At 67.6% G+C, this 22302-nt stretch carries 27 protein-coding genes; 8 read left to right on the top strand and 19 right to left on the bottom strand.

The window, feature by feature from the left end; translation table 11 throughout:
• Nucleotides 1–44 precede the first annotated feature (44 nt).
• Nucleotides 45–461: a carboxypeptidase regulatory-like domain-containing protein gene (locus AC1DYD_RS37440; protein WP_478177800.1), complete on the top strand. Its 417-nt coding sequence runs from the start codon at nt 45–47 to the stop codon at nt 459–461.
• A gap of 87 nt (nt 462–548) precedes the next feature.
• Here AC1DYD_RS37440 and AC1DYD_RS37435 read toward each other — a convergent pair whose 3' ends face one another.
• Genes AC1DYD_RS37435 through lplT form a run of 3 tightly spaced genes read right to left on the bottom strand, consistent with a single transcriptional unit; the run spans nt 549 to nt 3271 of the window.
• Nucleotides 549–1043 (bottom strand): glutathione peroxidase, encoded by a 495-nt coding sequence (locus AC1DYD_RS37435; RefSeq protein WP_478177799.1) that lies wholly within the window; start codon nt 1041–1043, stop codon nt 549–551.
• A complete protein-coding gene (locus AC1DYD_RS37430) occupies nt 1040–1942 on the bottom strand; it encodes a DMT family transporter (protein WP_478177798.1) in 903 nt (300 codons plus the stop codon). The genes AC1DYD_RS37435 and AC1DYD_RS37430 overlap by 4 nt, the downstream gene beginning before the upstream one ends.
• A 24-nt stretch (nt 1943–1966) precedes the next feature.
• Nucleotides 1967–3271 (bottom strand): lysophospholipid transporter LplT, encoded by a 1305-nt coding sequence (gene lplT / locus AC1DYD_RS37425; RefSeq protein ID WP_478177797.1) that lies wholly within the window; start codon nt 3269–3271, stop codon nt 1967–1969.
• A gap of 174 nt (nt 3272–3445) precedes the next feature.
• Here lplT and alr point away from each other — a divergent pair, with 174 nt between their 5' ends.
• The gene (gene alr, locus AC1DYD_RS37420; protein ID WP_478177796.1) at nt 3446–4534 is read left to right on the top strand and encodes an alanine racemase; all 1089 of its coding nucleotides are present in this window, start codon (nt 3446–3448) and stop codon (nt 4532–4534) included.
• 147 nt (nt 4535–4681) lie between these two features.
• Here the strand turns inward: alr and AC1DYD_RS37415 are convergent, their stop codons facing one another.
• The 12 genes from AC1DYD_RS37415 to hpaR form a co-directional block, all read right to left on the bottom strand.
• Nucleotides 4682–5659: a 2-dehydropantoate 2-reductase gene (locus tag AC1DYD_RS37415; protein ID WP_478177795.1), complete on the bottom strand. Its 978-nt coding sequence runs from the start codon at nt 5657–5659 to the stop codon at nt 4682–4684.
• A gap of 138 nt (nt 5660–5797) precedes the next feature.
• Nucleotides 5798–6589 (bottom strand): class II aldolase/adducin family protein, encoded by a 792-nt coding sequence (locus AC1DYD_RS37410; RefSeq protein WP_478177794.1) that lies wholly within the window; start codon nt 6587–6589, stop codon nt 5798–5800.
• A gap of 143 nt (nt 6590–6732) precedes the next feature.
• Entirely contained in the window at nt 6733–7731 is a 999-nt protein-coding gene (locus AC1DYD_RS37405; protein ID WP_478177793.1) for a Bug family tripartite tricarboxylate transporter substrate binding protein, read from the bottom strand.
• 199 nt (nt 7732–7930) lie between these two features.
• Complete coding sequence (locus tag AC1DYD_RS37400) at nt 7931–8740, bottom strand: aldolase/citrate lyase family protein (RefSeq protein ID WP_478177792.1); 810 nt, start codon at nt 8738–8740, stop codon at nt 7931–7933.
• 10 nt (nt 8741–8750) lie between these two features.
• Nucleotides 8751–9554, bottom strand: coding sequence for a 2-oxo-hept-4-ene-1,7-dioate hydratase (gene hpaH / locus AC1DYD_RS37395; RefSeq protein ID WP_478177791.1), 804 nt, complete (start codon nt 9552–9554; stop codon nt 8751–8753).
• A 3-nt stretch (nt 9555–9557) separates the two neighbouring features.
• Nucleotides 9558–9965: a 5-carboxymethyl-2-hydroxymuconate isomerase gene (locus AC1DYD_RS37390; protein ID WP_478177790.1), complete on the bottom strand. Its 408-nt coding sequence runs from the start codon at nt 9963–9965 to the stop codon at nt 9558–9560.
• A 30-nt stretch (nt 9966–9995) separates the two neighbouring features.
• Nucleotides 9996–10919: a 3,4-dihydroxyphenylacetate 2,3-dioxygenase gene (gene hpaD, locus AC1DYD_RS37385; RefSeq protein WP_478177789.1), complete on the bottom strand. Its 924-nt coding sequence runs from the start codon at nt 10917–10919 to the stop codon at nt 9996–9998.
• A 2-nt stretch (nt 10920–10921) separates the two neighbouring features.
• Complete coding sequence (gene hpaE / locus AC1DYD_RS37380; protein WP_478177788.1) at nt 10922–12379, bottom strand: 5-carboxymethyl-2-hydroxymuconate semialdehyde dehydrogenase; 1458 nt, start codon at nt 12377–12379, stop codon at nt 10922–10924.
• A 15-nt stretch (nt 12380–12394) separates the two neighbouring features.
• Nucleotides 12395–13372, bottom strand: a complete 978-nt coding sequence (locus tag AC1DYD_RS37375) for a Bug family tripartite tricarboxylate transporter substrate binding protein (RefSeq protein WP_478177806.1) — start codon at nt 13370–13372, stop codon at nt 12395–12397.
• 50 nt (nt 13373–13422) lie between these two features.
• Nucleotides 13423–14175 carry a fumarylacetoacetate hydrolase family protein gene (locus AC1DYD_RS37370; RefSeq protein ID WP_478177787.1) on the bottom strand — a complete coding sequence of 251 codons (753 nt, stop codon included), beginning with the start codon at nt 14173–14175 and terminating at the stop codon, nt 13423–13425.
• The gene (locus AC1DYD_RS37365) at nt 14172–14795 is read right to left on the bottom strand and encodes a fumarylacetoacetate hydrolase family protein (RefSeq protein WP_478177786.1); all 624 of its coding nucleotides are present in this window, start codon (nt 14793–14795) and stop codon (nt 14172–14174) included. The genes AC1DYD_RS37370 and AC1DYD_RS37365 overlap by 4 nt, the downstream gene beginning before the upstream one ends.
• A gap of 168 nt (nt 14796–14963) precedes the next feature.
• On the bottom strand, nt 14964–15398 hold the full coding sequence (gene hpaR / locus AC1DYD_RS37360; protein ID WP_478177785.1) for a homoprotocatechuate degradation operon regulator HpaR: 435 nt from the start codon (nt 15396–15398) through the stop codon (nt 14964–14966).
• 145 nt (nt 15399–15543) lie between these two features.
• Here hpaR and AC1DYD_RS37355 point away from each other — a divergent pair, with 145 nt between their 5' ends.
• Together AC1DYD_RS37355 and AC1DYD_RS37350 are read left to right on the top strand one after the other, a co-directional pair.
• On the top strand, nt 15544–16023 hold the full coding sequence (locus AC1DYD_RS37355; RefSeq protein WP_478177784.1) for a helix-turn-helix domain-containing protein: 480 nt from the start codon (nt 15544–15546) through the stop codon (nt 16021–16023).
• A 28-nt stretch (nt 16024–16051) separates the two neighbouring features.
• Complete coding sequence (locus tag AC1DYD_RS37350) at nt 16052–16720, top strand: nucleotidyl transferase AbiEii/AbiGii toxin family protein (RefSeq protein ID WP_478177783.1); 669 nt, start codon at nt 16052–16054, stop codon at nt 16718–16720.
• Nucleotides 16721–16791: 71 nt separating this feature from the next.
• Here AC1DYD_RS37350 and AC1DYD_RS37345 read toward each other — a convergent pair whose 3' ends face one another.
• A complete protein-coding gene (locus tag AC1DYD_RS37345; protein ID WP_478177782.1) occupies nt 16792–17604 on the bottom strand; it encodes a class I SAM-dependent methyltransferase in 813 nt (270 codons plus the stop codon).
• Nucleotides 17605–17879: 275 nt separating this feature from the next.
• On the opposite strand from AC1DYD_RS37345, the gene AC1DYD_RS37340 reads away from it, so the two are divergent.
• Nucleotides 17880–18497: a glutathione S-transferase family protein gene (locus tag AC1DYD_RS37340; protein WP_478177781.1), complete on the top strand. Its 618-nt coding sequence runs from the start codon at nt 17880–17882 to the stop codon at nt 18495–18497.
• A 69-nt stretch (nt 18498–18566) separates the two neighbouring features.
• Here AC1DYD_RS37340 and AC1DYD_RS37335 read toward each other — a convergent pair whose 3' ends face one another.
• Complete coding sequence (locus AC1DYD_RS37335) at nt 18567–19106, bottom strand: Rieske (2Fe-2S) protein (RefSeq protein WP_478177780.1); 540 nt, start codon at nt 19104–19106, stop codon at nt 18567–18569.
• Nucleotides 19107–19401: 295 nt separating this feature from the next.
• Here AC1DYD_RS37335 and AC1DYD_RS37330 point away from each other — a divergent pair, with 295 nt between their 5' ends.
• Nucleotides 19402–19662: a hypothetical protein gene (locus AC1DYD_RS37330; RefSeq protein ID WP_478177779.1), complete on the top strand. Its 261-nt coding sequence runs from the start codon at nt 19402–19404 to the stop codon at nt 19660–19662.
• Here the strand turns inward: AC1DYD_RS37330 and AC1DYD_RS37325 are convergent.
• On the bottom strand, nt 19659–19871 hold the full coding sequence (locus AC1DYD_RS37325) for an FAD-dependent oxidoreductase (RefSeq protein ID WP_478177778.1): 213 nt from the start codon (nt 19869–19871) through the stop codon (nt 19659–19661). The genes AC1DYD_RS37330 and AC1DYD_RS37325 overlap by 4 nt on opposite strands.
• Nucleotides 19872–20048: 177 nt before the next feature.
• Here AC1DYD_RS37325 and AC1DYD_RS37320 point away from each other — a divergent pair, with 177 nt between their 5' ends.
• Nucleotides 20049–20501, top strand: a complete 453-nt coding sequence (locus AC1DYD_RS37320) for a pyridoxamine 5'-phosphate oxidase family protein (RefSeq protein WP_478177777.1) — start codon at nt 20049–20051, stop codon at nt 20499–20501.
• A 139-nt stretch (nt 20502–20640) separates the two neighbouring features.
• Here the strand turns inward: AC1DYD_RS37320 and AC1DYD_RS37315 are convergent, their stop codons facing one another.
• Entirely contained in the window at nt 20641–21315 is a 675-nt protein-coding gene (locus AC1DYD_RS37315) for a hypothetical protein (RefSeq protein WP_478177776.1), read from the bottom strand.
• A 410-nt stretch (nt 21316–21725) separates the two neighbouring features.
• Between AC1DYD_RS37315 and AC1DYD_RS37310 the strand changes: the two genes are divergently transcribed.
• Nucleotides 21726–22241 (top strand): hypothetical protein, encoded by a 516-nt coding sequence (locus AC1DYD_RS37310; protein ID WP_478177775.1) that lies wholly within the window; start codon nt 21726–21728, stop codon nt 22239–22241.
• Nucleotides 22242–22302 lie beyond the last annotated feature (61 nt).

Genomic DNA, 22302 nt, shown 5'->3' with positions numbered 1-22302 from the left:
GCGGCGCGCGAGGATGCCGGGGTGTTCCCGACGGGAGATTCCTGATGCGTGCCTCGTTACGATCCCTCCTGCGCGGCGCGGCCCTCTGCGCCTGTGCCGCCGCCCCCTGGGCCGCCCAGGCCCAGATCGCCGCGATGCCGGCAATGAAAGTCCAGGATGCCGGCCGCTACGTCTGCGGCGGCATCGGTGCCGAGGAATCCGCCGCCCTGCGCGCGGCCATGAAGGACCACCCGCTGTCGCTGCTGTTCGCGCGCGCCGGCGGCGACTACCTGGCCGATGTCGACGTCATGGTGACGGATGCGAAGGGCGGCACGGCGCTGGCGATGCGCGCCAGCGGCCCGATCTGCCTGATCGACCTGCCGGCCGGCCGCTACACGGTCGAGGCCACCAGCGAGGGCGTCGTCAAGCGCCAGGTCGTGACCCTGGGATCAGGGTCGAAGACGGCCGATTTCCGGTTCTGACGCATCAGGCCAGGGACACCGCGGAACCGGCTTTGCCGGGCCGCCGGTGTCGCCCCCGGTCGGGGGTGGGCGACTACACGAAGTGAGTCAACCTGGGGGCGAGCCCAATGCCGTTTCTATGTCGCCGGCGATCGACTCGGGCTTGTCGACCGGGGCATAGCGCTTCAGCACCCGCCCGTCCTTGCCGACCAGGAACTTGGTGAAGTTCCACTTGATCGCGGTGCTGCCCAGCAGGCCCGGCGCCTCCTTGACCAGCCACTTGTAGAGCGGCGCCGCGTCGGCGCCGTTGACGTCGATCTTTTCCATCATCGGGAAGCTGACGCCGTAGTTCTCGGTGCAGAAGGCGCCGATCTCCGCGTTGGTTCCCGGGTCCTGGCTCATGAACTGGTTCGACGGGAAGCCCAGCACCGCGAGGCCCTGGTCCGCGTACTTCTTGTACAGCGCCTCCAGCCCCTCGAACTGCGGCGTGAAGCCGCATTTGCTGGCCGTGTTGACGATCAGCAGCACCTTGCCGCGGAAGTCTGAAAGCGGGGCCGGCCGGCCGTCGATGCGGCGGGCTTCGAAATCGTAGATGCTGGTCATGGCATGTCCTTGGCGGAAACCGATCGTCGATCATCGTCCTCCGCGGGCGCGCGCGCAAACGACGACCACAGCGCCGCCGCCACGATCAGCGCGCCGCCGATCCAGATCCGCGCCTCCATCGTGGCGGCGCCGAGCGCCACCGAGGAGAGGCTCGCGAACAGCACTTCCGACAGCATGATCACCGCGGTCGCGCTGGCCGTCAGCCGCGCGGCGCCGTACTGCAGGCAGACGTTGGCGAAGGCGAAGCCGGTGCCCAGCAGCAGCGCCCAGCCCCACCAGCCGCTGTCGGCCAGCGGCGGCGGCGCCATCGCGCCGAGCGCGGTGCCGGCCAGCGCGGTCGCGCCAGCCATTGCCGCGCAGCCGCCGAACATCGCCAGCGCCCGGGCCTCGCCGGGGGCGCTGCGCAGCCGGCGCAGCAGGATGTTGGTCACCGCGAAGCCGAAGCCGGCGGCCACGCCGAGCCAGTCCGCCAGGCTGGCCGGCACCGGCCAGTCGGCGTCGGGCGACTTCAGCACCACCGCCACGCCGGCCAGCGCCAGCGCCACCCGGGCCAGCGCCGCCGCGCTCGGCCGCTCGCCCAGGAAGGCCCAGGCCAGCAGCACGCTCCACAGCGGCATCAGGTAGAACAGCAGCACCACGCGCACCACGTCGCCCTGCGTCACGGCCCAGTTGAAGCCGACGTTGGTGAAGCCCGCCGCCAGACCCAGCAGCACCAGCGCCGGCTGCCGCGCGAACAGGGGCCAGACGCGCCACCGCCGCAGCGTCATCGCGAGCGTGATGGCGACGTAGATCACGCAGGTGGCCCACACCGGATGCAGGCCATGGCCTTCGATCTGACGGAAGGGAAACCAGGAGACGCCCCAGACGAAGGCGTTGAGGATCAGCGCGAGAGCAGGCAACGGATTCGGGCCTGAGGACAGGTCCTAGTGGTGCTTGTCGCTGCGCGCGATGGCCAGCAGGTGCTCGACCTCTTCGGGATAGCGCTTCAGGTTGTGCCGGTGCCAGCGCTTGATGAGCCACATGAAGCCGGCCACCACGACGCCGAAGGCGGTGATCGCCGAGTAGGCCGACAGGCCGATGCCGGTGCAGGCGCTGTAGAACGCGCCCAGGACCAGGATGCATGACTGCTCGTTGAAGTTCTGCACCGCGATCGAGCGCCCGGCGCCCATCAGGTTGTGGCCGCGGTGCTGCAGCAGCGCGTTCATCGGCACCACCAGGAAGCCGCCCAGGCCGCCGAGCAGGATCAGGAAGGGCACCGCCAGCCAGATGCTGCCGATGAAGTTCATGCCGATCACCAGCAGGCCCATGCCGATGCCCATCGGGATCACGCGCGTGGCCATGTCCAGCCGCATCCGCATCGACGCCACGATGGCGCCGACCGCCGTGCCGATCGCCACCACGCCGGTCAGCGAGGAGGCCTGCGCCGTGTTGTAGCCCAGCGCCAGCGAGGCCCAGGCCAGCACGATGTACTTGAGGTTGCCGCCGGCGCCCCAGAACAGGGTGGTCGTGGCGAGCGAGATCTGGCCCAGCTTGTCGCGCCACAGGCGCGAATTGCACTGCCAGAAGTCGGGCAGCAGGGCGAACATGTTGCGCACCATGCCGTGCTGCGGATTGGCGCGCAGCGGCCGCATCTCGACGCCGGTCAGCGGGATGCGGGTGTTGAACCAGGCGGCCACGACATAGACCAGGATCAGCGCCGAGATCGCGGCCTCGGGCGGCGTGCTGACGCCGGTGTCGATGAGCGGGAAGTCGAGCGCCAGCAGGTGGCTCGACAGCGCATGGCCGACCAGCTGCCCGCCGAGCACGATGCCCAGGATGATCGAGGCGATGGTCAGCCCCTCGATCCAGCCGTTGGCCTTGACCAGCTGGGAGGCCGGCAGCAGCTCGGTGAGGATGCCGTACTTGGCCGGCGAATAGGCCGCGGCGCCGAGCCCGACGACCGCGTAGGCCATCAGCGGATGCGAGCCGAACAGCATCATCACGCAGCCGACCACCTTGATCGCGTTGCTGATGAACATCACCTTGCCTTTGGGCAGGGCGTCGGCGAAGGCGCCCACCAGCGGCGCCAGCGCCACATAGAAGACGGTGAAGATCGGCACCAGCGCGGCGCGCTGCCATTCCGGTGCGCCGCTGGTTCGCATCAGCTCCACCGCGGCCACGAAAAGCGCGTTGTCGGCCAGCGACGAAAAGAACTGGGCCGACATGATGGTGTAGAAACCGCGCTTCATCGATGAGCTGGCTGGCCAGGGGGTGGGAGAGCTGGCGGTAGTGGAAAAGGGTTCCGCTTCAAGAGGCGGGTGCGCGGTTATAGCATGGGGTACGCAATGTCAGAATGGCGCTTTCCGGCCCCTACGCCGGGCCTTGTTGTGTGAGTGATTTCAGCTTTTCACCAGGAATTTGAAGTGCCGCGTCCGATCCTTGCCACTGTCCATGCCGCCGCCTTGCGCCACAACCTCGACCGGGCGCGCCGCGCGGCGCTCGATTCCCGTGTCTGGGCGGTGGTCAAGGCCAACGCCTATGGCCACGGGATCGAGCGGGTTTTCGACGCCTTCCGCGCCGCCGACGGCTTCGCGCTGCTCGACCTGGCCGAGGCCGAGCGGGTGCGCGCGCTGGGCTGGCGCGGCCCGATCCTGCTGCTCGAGGGGGTGTTCGAGCCGCGCGACCTCGAGCTGTGCTCCCGCCTCGACCTCTGGCACACGGTGCACTGCGACGCCCAGATCGACATGCTGGCGGCCCACAAGACCCAGGTGCCGCAGCGCGTCTTCCTCAAGATGAACTCCGGCATGAACCGCCTGGGCTTCGCGCCCGAGCGCTTCCGCTCGGCCTGGACGCGGCTCAACGCGCTGCCCCAGGTCGACGAGATCTCGCTGATGACGCACTTCAGCGACGCCGACGGCGCGCGCGGCATCGGGCACCAGGTCGAGGTCTTCGGCCACGCCACGCAAGACCTGCCGGGCGAGCGCTCGATCGCCAACAGCGCCGCCACCTTGCGCCACGCGGCCCTGACCCGGGCCGACTGGGTGCGCCCGGGCATCATGCTGTACGGCAGCGCCCCCGACTTCCCCGAGCACGACGCCGAGCACTGGCAGCTGCAGCCGGGCATGACGCTCGCCACCCGGCTGATCGGGGTGCAGACGCTGAAGGCCGGGGACACCATCGGCTACGGCTCCAGCTTCCGCGCCGAAGGGCCGCTGCGCATCGGCGTCGCCGCGGTCGGCTATGCCGACGGCTACCCGCGGCACTGCAGCACCGGCACGCCGGTGCTGGTCGACGGCGTGCGCACGCGCATGGTCGGGCGCGTCAGCATGGACATGATCACGGTCGACCTGACGCCGGTGCCCGACGCCGGCAACGGCGCCGAGGTCACGCTGTGGGGCCGGTCGTCGACGGGCGCCCTGCTGCCGATCGACGAGGTGGCGAAGGCCGGCGGCACCGTCGGCTACGAGCTGATGTGCGCCGTGGCGCCTCGTGTCCCCATCACGGCGGACTGAAGGCCGCTGCAGTTTGAAGATCCTCTCCGACTGCTGGTAGGCGGCGCCGACGAGGGCGCGGTGATCGACCGCTTCATGCCGCAGGCGCATTCGCTGCCCGCGGCGGTACGGGTGCTGCTCAAGCGCTGAGCCGGGCCGCCGGCCGCCTCAATACAAGCCGAGCTGCCGCGTCTGCAGCCGCGCCAGCCCCAGCAGCGCATCGGTGAATGGCGTCGCCACGCCGGCGCGCTGCCCCAGCTCGCGCACCGCCGTGACCAGCGCGTCGAGCTCCACGGCGCGGCCGGCTTCCACGTCCTGCAGCATCGAGGTCTTGAAGGCGCCGAGCTTGCGCGTCACGGCATGTCGGTCTTCCGGGCTGTCGGCGATCGGCACGCCGATGCGCGCGCCGATCTCCTTGGCCTCCAGCATGATCGTGGAGATGAAGCCGCGCACCAGGTCGTCGTCGAGGATGACATCGGTGGTGGCACCGGTCAGCGCGCTGATCGGGTTGACCGTCATGTTGCCCCAGAGCTTGTACCAGACGTCCTTCTGGATCTGCGGCGACAACTTGGTGTCGATGCCGGCGCCGGCCAGCAGGTCGCGCAGCGCCTTGGCGCGCGGCGTCGCCTCGCCCGAGGGCTCGCCGATGATCAGCCCGTTGCCGAAGTGATGCCGCACCACGCCGGGCGCGTCGAGCGCGCAGCTGGCATGCACCACGCAGCCGATCACGTGCTTGGCGGGGATCGCGGCGTCGATGCGGCCGCCCGGGTCGACCGCCTCCAGCTGCGCACCGGCCAGCGGGCCGCCGAAACCGCCCTGCAGGAACCACCACGGCACGCCGTTCATGGCCGTCAGCACGATCGTGTCGGGGCCCAGCAGCGGCGCGATCTGCCGCGCCACCGCAGGCAGCGCCGGCGCCTTCACGGCGACGATCACCAGGTCTTGCACGCCGAGTGCCTTCGGGTCTGCGCTGGCGTTGACCGGCACCGCCACGCGCGTGTCGCCGCTCGCCAGGATGAGGCCGTCGCGCTTCAGCGCTTCGAGCGTGGCGCCGCGCGCCACCACGTCGATGGCCGAGCCCGCCTGCGCGAGCTTCGAGCCGATCCAGCCGCCGATCGCGCCGGCGCCGTAGATGCACACTTTCATTGAGGGATGCTCCTTTGATCTTCGGTCGGGGCACACCTTGCCCCATTCCAGGAATACCGCGGAACCGGCTTCGCCGGGCCGCTGGTAATGCCCCCTGCAAGGGGGTGGGCGGCCACACGAAGTGGGCCAACCTGGGGGTTATTGCTTGTACGTTGAATCGATGCGGTCGACCTGGCGCACCAGCGCGTCGAACACGTCCTGCCCGGCGCCGTGCGCCGGATTGAACTGCAGCGCGTCGCGCGTGCAGCGTTGCGCGATCTCCTCGCTGACAGGAATCGCCGGCCCCATCGAGAAGGTCGCCATCTGGATCTCGCAGGCGCGCTGCAAGGTCCACAGGATCGCGAAGGTCTGCGGCAGCGTCTGGCCCCAGGCCAAGAGGCCGTGGTTGCGCAGAATCACCGCCTGCCGGTCGCCGATGCTCCTCAACAGGCGCGGACCCTCGTCGGCATGGATCGTGATGCCCTCGAAGTCGTGGTACGCGACCATGCCGTGCAGCTGCGCGGTATAGAAATTGGTCTGCTGCAGGCCGCCCTGCACGCAGGCCACCGCCACGCCGGCGGTGGTGTGGGTGTGCATCACGCAGTGCGCGCCGGGCAGCCCGTCGTGGATCGCGGCATGCACCGTGAAGCCGGCCGGGTTGACCGGGTAGGTCGAGCCGTCGAGCACCTTGCCCTGCAGGTCGATCTTGACCAGGTTGCCGGCCGTGACCTCGCTGTAGTGCAGGCCGAAGGGATTGATCAGGAACTGCTTCTCGCCACCGGTCACGCTGTCGGGCAGCCGCATCGTGATGTGGTTGTAGATCATCTCGGTCCAGCCCAGCATCGCGAACACGCGGTAGCAGGCGGCGAGCTGCAGCCTGGCGGCGCGCTCGTCGGGGTGGAGGGCGGGATGCACCAGCGCCGAGGGCGATGGGGTGGCGAGTGTGTTCATGGCATTTCCTTCAAGTAAATCGATACGCCCCGATCCCCTTCCAGGAATACCGCGGAACCGGCTTTGCCGGGCCGCTGGTATTGCCCCCGGCGAGGGGGTGGGCGGCTACACGAAGTGAGCCAACCTGGGGGTGAGTCAATGTTCTAACCCTCGGCGGTGAAGCCGACTTGCTTGACGATCGGCGCCCACTTGGCGGTGTCTTTCTTGAGCAGTTCCGTCAGCTCGGCCGGCGTCGAGGACATCGCCTCCAGGCCGAAGTTCGCCAGGCCGTCGATCACGTCCTTTTGCGCCAGTGCCACCTTGAAGGCGGCGTTGGCGCGATTCACCACTTCGGGCGAAGCCTTGGCCGGCAGCAGGAAGGCGAACCACTCGCTGTGCGTCATGTCCTTGATGCCCTGTTCCTCGAAGGTCGGCACGTCGGGCGCGAAGCGGCTGCGCTTGGCGCCCGAGACGCCGAGGATGCGCACCTTGCCCGTGGGCAGGTGCTGCGTGATGTCGCCGATCGGGCCCGACACCGCGGCGATGTTGCCGCCCAGCAGGTCGAGCATCGCCGGCTGCGTGCCGCGGTAGGCCGCATGCTTCAGTTCCACGCCGGCGCTCTTGCCGAGCAGCGCGCCGATGAAGTGCGGCGTCGAGCCGGCCGCCGGCGAGCCGAAGTTGGCGCCCTCGGGATGGGTCTTGGCCCAGGCCAGGAACTCGGGCACCGTCTTGACCGACATCGGCACCGCCGGTCCGACCGCGAAGCCGAAGTCGAACACGCAGGCGATGGTCACCGGCGACAGGTCGACCAGCGGGTCGTAGGGCAGCTTCTTGTAGATGTGCGGATAGATCGTGAGGATCGAGGTCGGCGTCTGCAGGATCGTCGCGCCGTCGGCCGGCTGGCTCTTGACGTAGGTCACGGCGATCTGGCCGCCCGCGCCGGTGCGGTTCTCGACCACCACGGCGCGGCCGTAGTCGGGCTGCAGCCGGGTCGCGACGCGACGGCAGGTGGTGTCGGAGGTGCCGCCGGCCGCGAAGCCGGTGATCAGCCGCGCGGTCTCGAACGGAAAGGCTTGCGACTGCGCAAAGACGTGCTGGCCCAGGCTGGCCAGCAGCGCGGAGGCGCTGGTGGTCTGCAGCAGATGGCGGCGGGTGATGGTCATTCGATGTCTCCTCGGGATGGATGGATGGATGCTTGGTTGGAACTCGTCGCGCAGCCGAAGGGCGGCGCCGCAGAGGGTCATGGCGCCCTGGGGGCCAGGCCGCGCGCTGAGGGCATATTCTTCCTGCAAGCCGCGCCGCCTGACACCCGCGTTTACCTCACGTCTTCAACGAAAAGGCCTCGCATCGATCGTCCGTCGGTCAATAGGTGCCCCCGGCCGCCGCGGGCTTGGCGGCGCCCTTGAAGCTCGCCGCCAGCGCGCTGGTGCTGCGCACCAGCAGGTTGGTGTCCAGCCCGACGGCGACGAAGCTCGCGCCCAGCGCCAGGTACTTGCGCGCCAGCGTCTCGTTCGGCGTCAGGATGCCCGCGGCCTTGCCGGCGCGCTGGATGCGCGCGATGGCGTCCTCGATCGCGGCCTGCACCTCGGGGTGGTCGGCGTTGCCCACGTGCCCCATCGAGGCCGACAGGTCGGCCGGCCCGATGAAGATGCCGTCGACGCCGTCGATCGCCGCGATCGTTTCCAGCTTGGCCAGCGCCTCGCGCGACTCGGCCTGCACCAGCAGGCAGACGCGGTCGTTGGCGTCCTTGGCATAGCTCGGGTAGCGGCCCCAGCGCGAGGCGCGCGCCCCGCCCATGCCGCGGATGCCCTCGGGCGGATAGCGCATCGCGCGCACGATCGCGCGGGCCTGCTCGGGTGTGTCGACCATCGGCACCAGCAGCGTCTGCAGGCCGAGGTCGAGGTACTGCTTGATCAGCGCCGCGCCGGCGTCGCCGTGGCCCAGCGGCACGCGCGCGATCGCGTTCACGCCCGGATAGGCGGCGATCGCCTGCGCCTGCTGCAGGATGCTCTGCAGGCCGTTGGGCGAATGCTCGCCGTCGATCAGCAGCCAGTCGAAGCCGGCGCCGGCGCAGATCTCGGCGCTGTAGGCGTCGGCCAGGCCGAGCCAGAGGCCGATCTGGGCGCGCTTGTCGATCAGGGCCTGCTTGAAGGGGTTCGGTGGGGTGGTCATGTCTAGTCTTTCAGACGAAGCGGAAGGAGATGGCGCCGAGCGGGCCGTAGTCGGCGTGGAAGGTGTCGCCGGGCAATGCCGCGGTCGGCCGCGTGAACGAGCCGCCAAGCACGATCTCGCCGGCCTCCAGGCATTCGTCCCATGGCGCCAGCTTGTTGGCGAGCCAGGCGACGCCGGTGGCGGGATGGTTGAGCACTGCGGCCGCGACGCCGGACTCTTCGATCACGCCGTTCTTGTACAGCAGGGCGCTGACCCAGCGCAGGTCGACCGCGTCGGGCTTCACGGGCCGGCCGCCGGTCACGATGCCGGCGTTGGCCGCGTTGTCGGCGATGGTGTCGAACACGCGGCGCATCTGTTGGGTGTGGCGGTCGAACTGCTCGATGCGCGAATCGATGATCTCGATCGCCGGCACCACGTAGTCGGTGGCCGCAAGCACGTCGAAGATCGTCACGTTCGGGCCCTGCAGCTTCTTGCCGAGCACGAAGGCCAGCTCGACCTCGACCCGCGGCGCGATGAATCGCGTGAACGGGATGTCGCCGCCCTGGTCGAAGAACATGTCGTCGAGCAAGGTGCCGTAGTCGGGCTCGGTGATCTGGCTGGCCTGCTGCATCGCGCGCGAGGTCAGGCCGATCTTGTGGCCCTTGACGATGCGCCCCTCGGCGATCTTGGTCTTGACCCATTCGCGCGAGATTGCATAGCCGTCCTCGATGGTCATCTCGGGATGGCGCTTGGAGAAGTGCTCCACCTGCACGCGCGACCGCTCGCTCTCGTGGAGTTCGGCGGCCAGCTGCCGGATGAGTTTCGGATCGAGCATGGTTCAGGCCTTGTTGAAGAGAGGATGCAGGTTGCTGTGCTTGCCGTCGTAGACCTGGCCCGGGCTCTCGTCGATCTGCAGCGTGATGCCGATGTGGCGCGCATCGAAGATCGGCGCGAAGTGCGCCTGGGTCACTGCCAGCAGCGCATCGCCGATGCGTTTCTGCACCGAGGCCGAACGCCCCGAGGCCATGCGCAGGTTGAGGTACACGAAGGCGAAGTCGGCGCGGCCGTCGGCCACCGCGAAGTGCGCGGCCGGGTAGGCCAGCACGCGCGTGCCGCCGGTCGGGTAGACCTGCCTGCCCTCGTCGTCGCGCTGCGCGAGCATGCAGTCGGCCAGCGCGCGGCAGAGCGTCGACATGTCGGTCTCGCGCTCGATGTTGGGCGTGTAGAGGATCACGAGATGCGGCATGCGGTTCTCCGAGGCGATGCGTTCAACGGCTCAGAGGCGTGAAACGCTCTGGAATCCCTCGGCGCTCGACGCCTGCGCCTTCGGGATCGCGTGGCCGTCCTGCGGCGTGACGGGGAAGACGGCATTGATCTGGCCGGTGGCGGAAGATCCGAAGTAGGGCGTGATCACCTCCGCCTTGCCGTCGTAGGCCGACCAGCCCAGGGCGCCGAGCACCATGGCCGTGTCGTGCATGAAGCCTTCGCCGTGGCCCTTGGCCGCGTACTCCGGCAGCATCGCGCAGAAGTCGGTCCACTCGCCGTTCTGCCACATGCGCACCACCTCGTGGTCCATGCGCTCCAGCAGCGGGCTCCAGACGCGGTCGGCGAACTGCGGCGCCAGGCCGTTCTGCGCGAAGCGATGCGACAGCGATCCGCTGGCCAAGAAGGCCACGGTGCCGTCGTAGTGGTCCTCCACAGCACGGCGCATGGCCCAGCCCAGGCGGGCGCTGTCGTTCAGGTAGTGGCTGGTGCACAGGGCCGAGACGCAGATCGCCTTGAAGTGCAGGTCCTCGTTCATGTAGCGCATCGGGACCAGCGTGCCGTATTCGGGCCCGAGCGTGGTGGCGTCGTGTGCCAGCGTCTCCACGCCCCATTCATTGCACGTTGCCGCCAGCAGCTTGCCGAGTTCCGGGTTGCCCGGAACCTCGTAGGGCATGTTGCTGATGAAGTGCGGCAGCTCGTTGCTGGTGTAGACGCCCTTGAAATGCGGCGCGCAGTTCAGGTGGTAGCTGGCGTTGACCAGCCAGTGGGTGTCGAACACCACGATGGTGTCGACACCCAGTGCGCGGCAGCGCTGTCCGATTTCCTTCAGGCCGTCGATGGCAGCCTGCCGGCTGCCCTTGCGCGGGCCGTCCAGCTCGCTCAGGTAGAGCGAGGGCACGTGCGTGATCTTGGCGGCGAGGGCGAGTTTTCCCATGGTCAGCCCCCCCAGTGAGGAATGTGATGACTGCCCAGGCTCACCGCGACGTTCTTCGGCTCGCAGAAGACCTCGTAGCTCCAGGTGCCGCCCTCGCGTCCCGTGCCCGAGGCCTTGGTGCCGCCGAAGGGTTGGCGCAGGTCGCGCACGTTCTGACTGTTGACGAAGCACATGCCGGCCTCGACGGCAGCAGCGACGCGGTGCGCACGGCCGATGTTCTCGGTCCACACGTAGCTCGACAGGCCGTAGGCGATGTCGTTGGCCAGGCGGACCGCGTCGGCCTCGTCCTTGAACGGAATCAGGCAAGCCACCGGCCCGAAGATCTCGTCCTGCGCGATCTTCATGCGGTTGTCGACGTCGGCGAACACGGTCGGCAGCACGTAGTTGCCGCGCTGAACGCGGTCCGGCAACTCGGGCGCGCCGAGCCCGCCGCACAACAGGGTTGCGCCTTCCTTCGGGCCCAGCTCGATGTAGCTGCGCACCTTGGCCAGGTGGGCCTGCGAGATCATCGGCCCGACGATGGTCTTCTCGTCGAGCGGGTCGCCCACCGTGATGCGCTTCGCGCGCTCGGCGAACTTCGCCGCGAAGTCGGCATAGATCGACTGCTGCACCAGGATGCGCGAGCCCGCCGTGCAGCGCTCGCCGTTGTTGCTGAAGATCATGAAGACCGCGGCGTCGAGCGCACGGTCGAGGTCGGCATCCTCGAAGATCACGAACGGGCTCTTGCCGCCGAGTTCCATGCTGAACTTCTTGAGCCCCGCGCTCTTCACGATGCGGTTGCCCGTGGCGGTCGATCCGGTGAACGAGATCGCGCGCACGTCGGGGTGCGCCACCAGCGGCTCGCCGGCCTCCTTGCCGTAGCCGTGCACCAGGTTCAGCACGCCGGCCGGAATGCCGGCCTCGAGCGCCAGCTCGCCCAGGCGCGCGGCGGTCAGCGGCGACAGCTCGCTCATCTTCAGCACCGCGGTGTTGCCGAAGGCCAGGCAGGGCGCGACCTTCCAGGTGGCGGTCATGAAGGGCACGTTCCACGGCGAGATCAGCGCGCACACGCCCACCGGGTGGAACAGCGTGTAGTTCAGGTGCGTCGGCGTCGGGTAGGTGTGGCCGTCGACCCGCGTGCACATCTCGGCGAAGTAGTAGAAGTTGTCGGCCGCGCGCGGCACCAGCTGCTTGCCCGTTTGCGCGATGACCTGGCCGCAGTCGTCGGTCTCGGTCTGCGCGATCTCGGGCACGTTCTTCGCGATCAGGTCGCCGAGCTTGCGGATCAGCCTGGCGCGCTCGGGCGCGGGCAGGCCGGCCCATTTCGGAAAGGCTTCCTTGGCGGCGGCCACGGCCGCGTTCACTTCGGCCTCGCCGCCCGAGGCGACCTCGGCCAGCACTTCCTGCGTGGCGGGGTTGACGGTCTGAAAATAGTCGCGGCCGGCGACGCTCTTGCCGTTGATGAGATGGTCGATCTGCATGGGGTCTTTCGGGTTTCAGTCGATTCGGATGTCGCGCGAGGCGATTAGCGCCTGCCACTTCTTGCGCTCCGACTGCACATAGCGGTTCATTTCGGCGGCGTCGGTGGGGCGGGCTTCCCAACCGGCGTCGAACAGTTTCTGGCGCACGGCGGCATCGTTCATGGCCTTCAGCAGATCGGCGCCGAGCTTCAGCTGGATGTCCTTCGGCGTGGCGGCGGGCGCCACCAGGCCTTGCCAGGTATAGGCCTCGACCCCGGCGAAGCCGAGTTCCTTCGCGGTCGGCACCTGCGGCAGCTGCGGCACGCGCTCGCCCGACATCGCGAGCAGCGGCACCACCTTGCCGGCCTTGACGGCGCTGATGCCGCTCGGCAGGTCGAGCATCATCAGCGGCACCTGGTTGCCCATCAGGTCCTGCAGCGCCGGGGCGCCGCCCTTGTAGGGCACGTGCAGCAGCTGCACGCCGGCCTCGCGCTGGAACAGTTCGAGCGCCAGGTGGTGCGGGCTGCCGGCACCCGGCGTCGCGATGCTGTACTTGCCCGGCGCCGCCTTGAGCGCGGCGATCAGCGCCTTGGCATCGGCAAAGCCCGCGCCCGGCGCCGCCGTGAGGATCAGCGGCGAGCGGCCCATCATGCCGAGCGCGACGAAGTCCTTCTCGGCGTCGTAGGGCAGCTTCTTGTAGAGCACCGGGTTGTAGACCAGCACGCCGTTGTCGGCCGAGAACACCGTGTAGCCGTCGCCCGGCGAACGCGCCACGTTCTCGGAGGCGATGATGGCGCTGGCGCCGGGCCGGTTGTCGACCAGCACCGGCTGGCCGATCTGCTGCGACAGCTGCGCCCCCGCGGTGCGCGCCAGGAAGTCGGTGCCGCCGCCGGCCGGATAGCCGACCACCCAGCGCACCGGCTTGGCCGGATAGCCTTGCGCGGGTGCGTCGAACGCCACCACCGATCCGGCCAGCGCGACCATGGCGGCCGCGAGCTTGAACATCTTCTTCATCATGTCTCTCTTTGCGTCTGGTTGAAAAAACAGGGGCGGCGCGCGTTCGCTCAGGCCGCGGCAATGGTGTTGACCAGCGCGCCGATCTGCGCGATCTCGGTCACGACGACGTCGCCGGGGCGGCAGTCGACCACGCCGTCGGGCGTGCCGGTCAGGATCAGGTCGCCGGGCTGCAGCGTCATGAAGCTGCTGAAGTACTCGATCAGGAAGGGCGCGTCGAAGATCATGTCCTTCGTGTTGCCCGACTGCGTGCGCTTGCCGTTGACCGTGGTGCTGAGCGCCAGCGCCATCGGGTCGGCCACGTCCTTCGCGTCGACCCGCCAGGGGCCGATCGGCGTGCAGGTGTCGCGGTTCTTCACGCGCAGGTTGGGGCGGTACCAGTTCTCGAGGTAGTCGCGGATCGCGTAGTCGTTGGCCACCGTGTAGCCGCCGATGAAGTCGTAGGCGTCGTCGCGCCTGACCTTCTTCGCGGTCTGGCCGACCACGATCACCAGCTCGCATTCGTAGTGCATGAACTGCACGTCGGCCGGCCGGTAGGTGCGCTGGCGGTGGCCGGTCAGCGTGCTCTCGCCCTTGACGAAGACCAGCGGCTCCTCGGGCGCCTTGAACGCCAGCTCTTTCGCGTGGTCGGCGTAGTTGAGCCCCAGTGCGAGGATGGTGCGCGGGCGCGGCACCGGCTGCAGCGGCGGCAGCCACGACACCGCGTCGGCCTGCAGCAGGCGGCCGTCGGCGAGGCGCAGTTGGCCATCGTCTTCCACGGCGTCGTGCACCGCGCCTTCGAACAGGATGCGCGCGTGCTTCATGCTTGCTCCTTCACCAGCGTGTTGACCAGGGTCTCGAAGCCTGGCGCACGGATCTCGATGCGGTCGCCGGGGCGCGCCAGCGGGCGGCCGGCGTCGCAGCCGAGCATCAGCACCTCGCCGTGCGAGAGCGTCATGAATTCGCCGACATCGGCCAGCAATTGCGAGGCGCTGCGCAGCGTCTGCGAGAAATCGACCGACTGCTTCAACTCGCCGTTGATGCGCACCTCGAGCGTGAACTGCGCCGGGTCGGCCACCTCCTGCGCATCGCGCATCGCCGGGCCGATGCCCAGGAAGCCGTCGACGCACTTGAACTTGACCGGCGGGCGGAAGAAGCTGGCGTGCGGGATCGACAGGTCGTTCATCAGCACGAAGCCCTCGATGTCGTTGTCGACGCCGATCACCATCGCGATGGTGGCCCCGACCTCGACCGCATCGACCTGCGCCGGCACGGTGATCGCGCTGCCATGCGGGCTCCAGGTGTTGGCGGTCTTGACGTACAGCACCGGGGCCTTCGGCGGTGCCTTGTAGGGCGGCTGGTTCATCTGCGGCGCCAGGGCGTCGAACTCCGCGCGGAAGTTCAGCAGCACGCCGTAGACGGTGCCTGTGGGGGTGTAGCTCATGGTTTCGCCGCCGGGCCGCCCCAAGGCGAAACGCGCCCCCTTGGGGGGCAGAGAGGACACGGAGTGCCGAACGTGGGGGTCATGGTTTCGCCGCCGGGCCGCCCCAAGGCGAAACGCGCCCCCTCGGGGGGCAGAGAGGACACGCAGTGCCGAACGTGGGGGTCATGGTCATGGTTGTTCCAGTGCGATGAGTTCGTCGAGCAGTTGGTAGAGCTGGGCCAGCTTCTCCTTGCCCATCGCCTCTTCCATCCACGCGTAGTGCGCCTCGATGCTGGTCGAGAGCCGCTTCACCAGCTTGCGCCCGCGCGCCGTGGCCTCGACCACGGTGCGGCGCTGGTCTTCGGGGTCGCGGCTGCGCGCGATGAGGCCGTCGCGCTCCATGCGCGCCAGCACGCCGGTCAGGCTCGGGCCGAGGATGAAGGCCTCGCGCGCCACGCGGCCGGTTTCGACCGCGCCGTGCTCGCCGAGCACGCGCAGCACGCGCCACTGCTGGTCGGACAGCGCATGCTCGCGCAGGCTCGGCCGCGTGTGGCCCATGACGGCCTCGCGCGCCTGCAGCAGCAGGCGCGGCAGGTTGCGGTGGGAGAAGGCGGTGCTGCGCATGTCCATGTTGGCCCGGATTATTTAATATATTAAATAGTCGGGTCAAGCAGGTTGGGCTGAGGGTAAACCCGTGGCTGGCGCCATGACACAAAAATGTTTCTCATTCTTGACAAATCACTAGATTTGCAAACAATGAGAAACACTTATGCCAGCGCCAAGCCCTGCACTCACTCCGCAATCCGCAGCGGCCCTGGCCGCCATAGCGGCCACCGTACGCGGGCGCCGCAAGGAGCTGGGTGTCAGTGCGGTGGCCGCGGCCGAGGCCGCTGGCCTCTCGCGCGTGACCCTGCACCGCATCGAGAAGGGTGAGCCCGCGGTCACCATCGGTGCGTACCTGAGGGTGTTGGCGGCACTCGGCCTCGAAATCACGGCCGGGCTGCCGATGCAGCAGGCTGCCGAAGCGCATCGCGCGGGCTGGCTGCCCGCGCGCATTCGCATCGCCGACTACCCCTGGCTCAAGCAACTCTCGTGGCAGGTCCATGGCCCGCAGGAGCTGACGCCGCGCGAAGCCCTCGGTATCTACGAGCGCAATTGGCGCCATGTGGACCCAGCAACGCTGTCGGCTGACGAGAAGGCTCTCGTCGATTCCTTGCGGCTGGCACTTGGGGGCGATCCGGTTGTTTGACCGACCACACCATCGCCGCATCGCGCGGGTGCTCCAGGCGCTCGACGGGCAACGACTTCGCGAGCGGGGTTGCCTGTTCGGCGGTGGCACCGCGATTGCGCTGCGCTTCGGCGAGTACCGCGAATCGCTGGACATCGACTTCCTGGTGTCGGACCTTGCGGCGTACCGCGAGCTTCGACAGGCCATGACTGCCGTCGATGGCTGGAGGGCCATCACCCGGGCGGACGCCGCTGCCGAGGTGCAGCCCGGCGAGTTGCGCGCCGATCAATACGGCATCCGCACCCGGCTGTTGGTCGAAGGCCAATCGATCAAGTTCGACATCGTGTTCGAGGCCCGAATCGCACTGGAGCCGTCCGGCCGGGCCGACGAACTGTTCGGCGTGCGCACGCTCACACCGCTGGACATGGCCGCGACCAAGCTGCTCGCCAACTCTGATCGCTGGGCCGACGATGGCGGGTTCAGCCGCGATCTGATCGACCTCGCGATGATGAAGCCCGCCTTGCCGCTGCTGCGCCGCGCGGTCGCGAAGGCTGAAGGCGCCTGTGGCGACGCCATACGCCGCGACCTGCGGCGCGCCGTCGATCGCATGGGCGAGCGCACGGGGTGGCTGGAGCGGTGCACGCACGTCATGGGCATGACCGATGCGCCAGCGCAGGTGTGGCAGCGAATCCGGGCGTTGAGGCGGGTGCTGGCTTAGGCGATGAACGCGCAGATCCGATGGAGAAAATGTTGTTCGCGTTCGCCGCGCGCCGCTGAACCGGCTCGGCGCTACGCAGGCGCCTTGCCCTTGACCGCCCAGGCCAGCGCCGCATAGGAGCGCGGGCCGTCCGCCTCGCCGTCGAGATAGGCGGACTCGACGGCTTCGCGCAGCCGGGCGTGCGCTTCCTCGTCCAGCGTGGCGACGAATTCCGCACCGGCGCCGTCCTTGCCTTCGAAGGGCGCCCAGTAGTCCGCGAACGAAGCGAACTCCATCCGGATGCTGAGCGTCGTCTCGTCGACGCCCTTGAAGCCGGCGGCGCGCCACGCCTTGGCCAGTTCGCCGGGCCGCGTCATCGGCCGCGTGAAGTTGCGCGCGCGCCGCTCCCTCGCTGCCGGGTCGAGCGCGGCAGCCGTGTCGAAGAACATGCGGTTGGAGACGAAGCCGCCCCGCACGTCCCACACGGCCGCGCCGACCACGCTCCCGGGCTTCGCGACCCGCCGCATCTCGGCGATCGCCTTGTCCGCGTCGGGAACGAAGTGCAGCAGCAGCAGCGAGAGCACGCGGTCGAAGCTCCGGTCGGGGAAGGGCAGCGCACAGGCGTCGGCCACTTCGAAGACGATGCGCGGATCCTGGTTGTGGCGCCTGGCATGCGCGATGTAGGGCTCGGCGAGGTCGACGCCACGCACTTCGCCGGCGCCGGTGCGGTGGGTCAGCGCAAAGGCCAGGTGGCCGGTGCCGCAGCCGACATCGAGCACGCGGTCGCCGTCCGCGGTGTCGACGAAGTCCAGGAAGGGCAGGGCGAGCTGACGGCTCCAGCGGCCCATGAGCTTTTCGTAGGCATCGCCGTCGCTGGCGACGAAGGTTGAAGAAGCGGTGTTCATCGGCAGTCCCCTTTGGCGCGGCAGTGCGCATCGATGGACGGTGCGTGGCGGATGCTAGGGCGCCGTGGACCGCGAAGTCAACGTGGCCGAAAGATGGGTCGCGCGCTTCATGGTCACATCCCGAGTGGCCGCTTCCGGAAGATTGCAGCGACTGCAACGGGCCCGATGCTCCTGTGGCCGCCACAGGCTACAGTCGGCCAGAAGCGGGCCCTCGACGCTCCGTGCCGGTTTACCGTGAAGTTTCGATTTTCCCTCCGCCAGCGCTGCTACAGCGAATGAAACTGCTCTATCAAACCCACTCCCCCTATGCCAGGAAGGCACTCGTCTTCGCCCACGAAGTGGGCGTCGCCGAACGCATCGAAGTCCTGCATCACGAAACGAGCCCCACTCAGCGTAACGACGAGGTGTACGCCCAGAATCCGCTAGGCAAGGTGCCCGTCCTCATGCGACAGGGACTTTCGCCAATCTTCGATTCCGATGTCATCTGCGCTTTTCTTGACACGCTGCACAATGGCCGGCGACTGATTCCGGCGGAAGGCGAAGAGCGATGGCAGGCCTTGCGGCTCCAGGCGGTCGCCCAGGGACTCGCAGAAGCTGGCATCGCGATAAGGTGGGAGACGGTCCGTCGGCCGGAGCCGCTTCGGTACGCGCCGTTGCGCGACGGCTATGTGAGCAAACTAGCAGCGAGCTATGACTGGCTGGAAGCGGAGCTTGACGTCACGTCGCCCGTGCACGTGGGCCATATTGCGCTTGCGACGGCGCTGAGTTGGCTGGAGTTCCGGGAGCTGCCATCGTTCCGGCCAGGTCGAACGCGATTGACCGCTTGGTTAGATGCTTTTGAAGCTCGACCATCGATGCTGGCGACACCTCTTTCAGGTGACACTCACGATTGAATGGTGAGGTCGCTGTGAGGACAGCACGCGGCCCACAACAGACATTCCCGGGTTTAGCCCTGGTCTCGCCTATCGCTTCGGGGCACGGGTAATGCGCAGGATGTGGTGTTCCCTGAATTCGAAGTCCGGAACATCCAGATCGGCCATCCGCAGCAGCTGCGCGTCCTGGTCCGCGTACTGCTTGATCGAGCGGCCCGCGTAGTCCCATTCACCAAAGCGGCATGGGTCGCGATAGCCGCCTTGCCACGGGCGCACCGGCGCGTAGCGGTCCGCGCCCTTGGGCACGTGTTCGACCTCGCATCCGTCGGCCGGGCCCACCAGGGAGTAGACGAAGAACGATGGACGCTCGGCCGCAATTGGACGCTGGTTCCAGGTGTAGGTGGTTTGCGCCTGAAGGTCATCGAGCATCGCATCGGTGGTTCGCACGACGGCCAGAGGTGTACGTTGGAAGGTGTAAAACTTTGGGCTGCCCTTCGGAATCTCCGCAAGGTCGATGTCCAGGTAGACCGCCTCCTTGCGTTCCTGCCCAGTCATCCAGTACACGAAGGCAACCCAGGCGCCCGTGGCGACCAGGAAGGCGATCACAAGCAGAACGCGACGTGGGGTCACTTCGTATCGAGGAAGTCAGCGACAAGACGAAGACTTTCGGACTGGATCTGAGGTCCGCGTCCATGAAAGGAATGGTCCCACACTACTCGCCTTTCTGTTCGCCCGCCATCGGCACTGATCGTCTTTGCGAGCGCTCAGGCACCATCAAATATAGTGCGCAACTGTGACGATCAAACGCGCCTGGCTCGCAGCGAGCTCGGCGTTTCGCGCGATCCGGCATGGGCTTCCGCAATCGGGCCAGAAGCAGACCTACACGGTCACCGCACAATGCGTCTCCCGCTTTTTTTAACCGGCAATGAATCTGCCGACTTTTGACCACGATGCCGCGCGCGCACTGATTAAAGAGAAAGCTGACGCACCTTTCTCGGCATTCGATATTGGCGACCGCGCGCATCGTCGGCAGGACCGGCAGCTTCACGCTGAGGCCGCCTTGCTTTTTTGTCTTGCAGCTGAACGGGCAGATGCTGAACATCATGCAAATCAGTCCAAACCCAATCAGGCGATGAACTACCTCGTACGCGCGGGCATCGCATTCAATCGTGGGGCAGAGATCTAAACCGCAGAGCCGCTACTGCGGCAGGCCATTGCCTTCGATTGCACGCCGGGCGAGAAGGTCCAGTCCTGGCGCCGGAAGCTCTGAGTCAGGCCGCCGGCCGTGCTCTGCTGTTCCAGCACCAGCACCAGCACCTTGCGCTGCCGCTTGGCCAGCGCCGCAGCGGCGGCCAAGCCGCCGATGCCCGAACCGATCACGATGGCGTCCCACATAGGGCCTCCCGCTGCCACTGGGGTGGCACAGGCACACAGCATCGCGCGGCCCCGCGACAAGCGTTTGACCCACCGCAAAGCAGGTGCTCAGGCCTTGATCGCAATCAAGGCCGCGCGGCCGAACCATCCCAGAATATCCGTTGAACGCTCCCCTCTTGACTCTCGTGGAGGTGATACATGGACGACGACATCAGAAGGAAGATCCTGGCGCTGCTGGATCAGCATCGAATCATGACAGTCGCGACGCTGCGTCCGGATGGCTGGCCGCAGGCAACGACCGTCGGCTATGTGAACGAAGGCCTGACCCTGTACTTTCTCTGCGGGCTGGACAGTCAGAAGGCAAGAAACCTGGCGCAAGATGACCGGCTCTCGCTGACGATCGATCACGACACGGCGGATTTGATGGCGATCACCGGCCTGTCGATGGCCGCTCGTGCGCGTGCGGTGGATGATCGGGCAGAAGCGGAGAAAGTCCTGCGCATGCTGCCGCTGAAATACCCCGACGCTGGGCCTCTGCCGATGAAGATGCCGGGCCCGGACGAGGTCCGCCTGTTCCGCGTCACACCCACGGTCATTTCCGTTCTCGATTACTCGAAGGGCTTCGGCCACACGGATCTCGCCCTTTGCTGATGGCGTGGGCACGTCGCAGCAGGCGAGCGAGGTGGACCGAACGAGAGATGGGATACCGATGTCAGCAAGGGCCGAGATGACGTGTGGCGAACGCTGCTTCATGCAGTGCCAAAAGACGGCTCGGATTCGGTCACAGAGGTCAGGCGATCTTGAGTCGGCGCAATTCCGGCGCCAGGCTCACGCCCCCTGCCCGCTTCATAGCCTGGTTGACGGCGGTGCGCAGCGAGCCCAGGTCCTTTTGCACCATGCGCTGCACGCATTCGAGCGCGGTGCTGCGCTCGAGCATGCCGTGGTAGGGTTCGTCGTCGTGCCCGATTGCCACGATGGCCTCGCCGTTCGCGAGGCGGTACAGCAGCAGCATCCAATGGTGGTTTTCCAGCAGGGGGCACTCGTGCTGGAGGGCCTGGGCGTAGGCCGGCGAAGCGGCGAGGGCGCGCACCGCGCTCGCGAAGGCCGCAAGGACTTCAGGTGAGGCAGTTGCATCGCCGCCCTCGCTTGCCGCAGCGATGCACGCCGCGGCACGCACGAGGTCGCTGCTCGGGCGGCCCTCGCCGCCGCCTTGCTTTTCGTGCTCTTCGTAGAGTGCCGTCAACTGCCCGGGCGCAATCGCCGCGCCGGCCAGCCAGAGGCTGCTCGTGTCCACCAGGTAAACGAAGGCGTCCACCGACTCCGGCTCGCGATCAGGGTGCAGATCCAGGCCCCAGTTCGGGCTCGGCTCATTGAGACTCGTGACGACGCCTTTCCAGAAGGCGGCTTCCGGAGCGGTGCTGCACGCGCATTGGCGCAGGAGTGCGTCGAGCCTGGGTGAGGTCAACCTGCGGCTCCTTGAGGGGTGTCGATCAAATGGTACGCCCGCACACGGCCGAACGCCCGCGCCCCACCCCGTCGGACGGGCCCATCAAGGGTTTGTTCTAGGGTTGCCGCCCGGAACGAGCGCCACGATGGGGCTTCTACGTCGAAAGCAGATACCGCGACGTCGCGAGTGCCCGCATGGGGCGGCCCTGACGGCCCGTAATCGGCCACAACCGGACGTTCATCTTCGCGGCCTGATGGCAAGGAAGGCCAACGCGCCGTCAGAACGGGGCCAGGAATCGACGTTCGCGGCTGACTTACAACACCCGCGGGCGAATTGCGGGATTGCTTCCGCGAAGCGGGTGTGCACTAACCCGCCGAGCACCAACAATCAGGCGCAGAGCGACCGCCCTTTCCAAACTTGTAGACACCATGAACCATATGCCGCTGCGAATCATTGCGTCCGCTGGGCTCGTCGTAGGCGCCGTCCTCGGATTGGCTGGCACGTTCGTCTCGTCTGCATCGCTTCGCGGACTGGCTTGGGGCCTCGATGGCGTGGCCCTCGTTGTCGCGACTGCGTTGCTGACCATTCATCACTTCCGGCGTGGACGCGACCTGATGGCTGCCGGATTCCTGGTCTTCGCCATCGGCGAAAGCCTGATTCTCTCTGGCGCTGCCATGGAGCCGATTGCCAGTATTCCTTCTTTTGGGAGCGGGGCCGGCTTGTGGGCTGCTTCGCTCGCACTCATCAGCGCGCCCAACATCATGCCCAAGCTGGTCAGGGCGGTCGGGTTCATCGCGTCGGCGTTGTTCGCGCTCGTGGCAATGGAAATCTTTGCCGGACGCCAACTCACGCCCTTGTCGGCACCGTTGCCGTTCTTCGCCTATCCATTCCTGGTCGCCACGCTGTTCGGCTGGGCGTGGTCACATCTCAAAGAGAGAACATGATTCCCGACGCACCGCCTCGCACCAATGCGTGCGGCTGAATCTTGCGTCCGGCACCTTGCGG

This window comes from Variovorax sp. P4_B11, from assembly GCF_056402355.1.
The sequence above is the reverse complement of the archived record's forward strand: the minus strand, read 5'-3'. Positions and strand labels throughout refer to the sequence as shown.